At 57.1% G+C, this 2,626-nt stretch carries 3 protein-coding genes; all 3 read right to left on the minus strand.

Translation table 11 applies throughout. The features are described 5' to 3' along the window. A partial coding sequence (locus tag RCH93_RS00005; protein ID WP_306545852.1) for a hypothetical protein occupies positions 1 to 1,217 on the minus strand: 1,217 nt, incomplete at its 3' end. A gap of 476 nt (positions 1,218 to 1,693) precedes the next feature. Next, positions 1,694 to 2,305 carry a DUF4417 domain-containing protein gene (locus tag RCH93_RS00010; protein WP_306545854.1) on the minus strand — a complete coding sequence of 204 codons (612 nt, stop codon included), beginning with the start codon at positions 2,303 to 2,305 and terminating at the stop codon, positions 1,694 to 1,696. Further along, a complete protein-coding gene (locus tag RCH93_RS00015; RefSeq protein ID WP_306545856.1) occupies positions 2,259 to 2,477 on the minus strand; it encodes a hypothetical protein in 219 nt (72 codons plus the stop codon). The genes RCH93_RS00010 and RCH93_RS00015 overlap by 47 nt, the downstream gene beginning before the upstream one ends. Positions 2,478 to 2,626 lie beyond the last annotated feature (149 nt).

Here is a 2,626-nt window from a genome sequence, read left to right on the forward strand (position 1 = left end):
TTGGCTTTGCCCTGGTTGTGGTTGCGGTTGACCGGGTTCGATGTGTGCCGGGTCCATTCGGTGGTCAGGTACGCCCAGAGGGAGCGGAGAGCCCCGGCCAAGTCGGCCACGGTGTCGATGCGCTTGTCTTCAGAGTCGGCGAACTCCCGCAGCTTGGGCCGGCGAACCTGATATTCAACGCGGGTCACGGACTGGTCGTCGTACTGCTTCATGCCCCAGATTTCGGAAAAGATTTGTTGCTTATGAATCGCCCTGGTGCGCTTCAACTCGGTGACCTTGTCGTAAACGCGCAGCATCAGGTTGCCCTTGCCTATGTCCAGGCCGGTAAACCGGCGGTTGGTGTAATGCGGGTTAAAGTCCAGTTCATCCGGTTCGGGTTCAGGATCGCGACCACGATGGACCGGAATTTTATCGTGGGGGTTGAAGTCCCTGGCTTTGGCAATCCACTTGCTCTGGTCGGAGAGGTCCACGGCCTTGATGTCCGTGCCGATGAAGTCGGCGGCAAGGTGCGCCTCGGAAACGGTTTCCTTGACGATCTTGGCCCCGTAGACGGCGAGGAAAGTTTTCGCCCGTTCGTAGATCGCGAAAAACCCCGGCGACCAGCAGGAAAGCGAGCCAATTTCCAACCGACAGTTGGGGATATCGTGCGAGGCCTTGCGCCGGCTGAACATCAAGGTCACGTCGCCCGATTTGATCCGGAAGGAATACTTTGGCGTGCCGGTCCGGTAGAGGTTCCAATCGAAGCCGTTTTCCTTGAACACCGGGATGGAATCCTTTTCCGTGTCCTGGACCTTCTTTTTCATCATGTCTAGGATATCGAGGAACGAATTGACGTTCAGGTCCCATTCCAGATGAAAAGACACTTTCAAAAAGTCAAGATTACGAACCACCCTGAACGGGGACCCTTGTACTACTGGGGAACCACTTGTTAATCGGGCTTGTGACTCCGCGAACGCGGCGAGGTTGGCGGCTGCATCCAGCGTCAGCGGCTCGATCTGGGGCGCGCGGACCTGGAGGCGGCGGCAATCCTTGTGCAGCAGGAACGGGTAGGAGTAATTGTAGCGGTAATCCGACAGCGGCAGGAACGGCATGCCGTCAAATGAGTTTGGGTCTTCCGGGATCGGGCAAGGAAGCGGTGAACCGGAAAGGACGCTGCGGAGTTGCTGGCTAAGCAGGCTGTTTGAACGGCGGCTTTTGGGGTGGAAAAAGGTGGTCATGGATCAACTCCGAGTTGTTTGATAGTAGGCCGGGGAGTGTGGGCTTGATTGTTCAACCCATTGGCCATTCACGAAATCAATCTTGCCTTGATAGATGGCTTCGTTTTTCTCTGCCCAGCATGGATACCCTGGACAATCGGTTGTAAGTGATCCCTCAATCAGACCGCAGACTTTGCAAACACTCAATCCGCCGTCGCAGATGGGGCAATGGAGCTTTTGGCAATTTTCGTGTTCTTCCCATTGATGTTTCATTTGTCTCTTTCCTGAATAATTTTATGGAACGATAGGTGGCGCGGGCTGTCTCAGCTGCATTGCCTGAAACTGATTCGCGACACCTTGTTGTGTCCGGTGGTTTCCCGTCCATGCTGTTGAGCGTTTGCTCAAGTCGGCTTCACATAGAACGCATAGGCCGAAGGTCGGCGCGGTCTGATCCATCGGCACAGAGCAGCCGCAGCCGGCGCAGAGAAACAACGTGTTCATCGGGTTGTCCTCAGAGGGAGATATAAAGCCCGGTCCCACAGCTCCAACTTGTTGCCGAAGTGCAGGACCAGGGACGGTTGCAAGGCTTCTTGCATGTAGCGGGCGCCGTCCAGCCAAGCGCATTCAGTGCCGCGTTGCGGGCCGCGAACCGCGACCACCGAGCCGGGCCGGATGCCCTGGGCGCAGATTGGGAAACTGTCCGGGCAACCCCATTGCAGGACCGGAATCACGAACACGCCGTATTCCTGCCAGTAGGTGGTCAGCACCCGGGAGCGCCAAATCTGGTATTGCACCAGTTCCAGGGGGAAGTCGTGATCAATGGTGAAGTCCGGCGCGGTCACAATTCCGGCGTCCAGGACCTTGGCCAAGCCCTGGCCGAACCTGCGCCAGAGATGTTCCAGCCGCCAGTCGTCTACAAAGCAGTGCCGGGCGTCGGCAGTGCCGCCGGAACCGAACCGGCCCCAGCGGTAGGCCTGCCAGGGGAGCGCGTCCGGGCAGAAGACGGCAAACTGGTGGTGAAAGGAGAGTTCCACCGGCGGCAGGCCGACCTTGAACCGGTAGCTACTCCTTGACGTACCAGTAGGGCGTTTTTCCGGTGCGCCGTTCAAACTCTTTGGCGGCTTCAAAGTTAAGGGCTTCTTTGCCGGGGCTTTCCCATCCCTGGGCAGAATCGTGTTTCTTGGATGACATGACCCCGTATTTATGCAATCGATCATCTGAGAGCTCCTTGATAAAATCCCATCTTCCTTGTTGCTGGGTGTTGCGTGATCTGCCGCCCATGGTTGGCGTACCTCGATGTGTGCAGCCGTCCCTTGCAAGAGCAGAGGCAAGCGCGGCGGATAGAATGCTGATGAAAAATCGGCCGCTGAGCTAGATGGCCGCTTACCCGATTTTTCATTTTGATAGATCAGTGCATGCCTGCGCTCTGG

The organism is Desulfobulbus sp. (assembly GCF_030824455.1).
Lineage (GTDB): Bacteria > Desulfobacterota > Desulfobulbia > Desulfobulbales > Desulfobulbaceae > Desulfobulbus.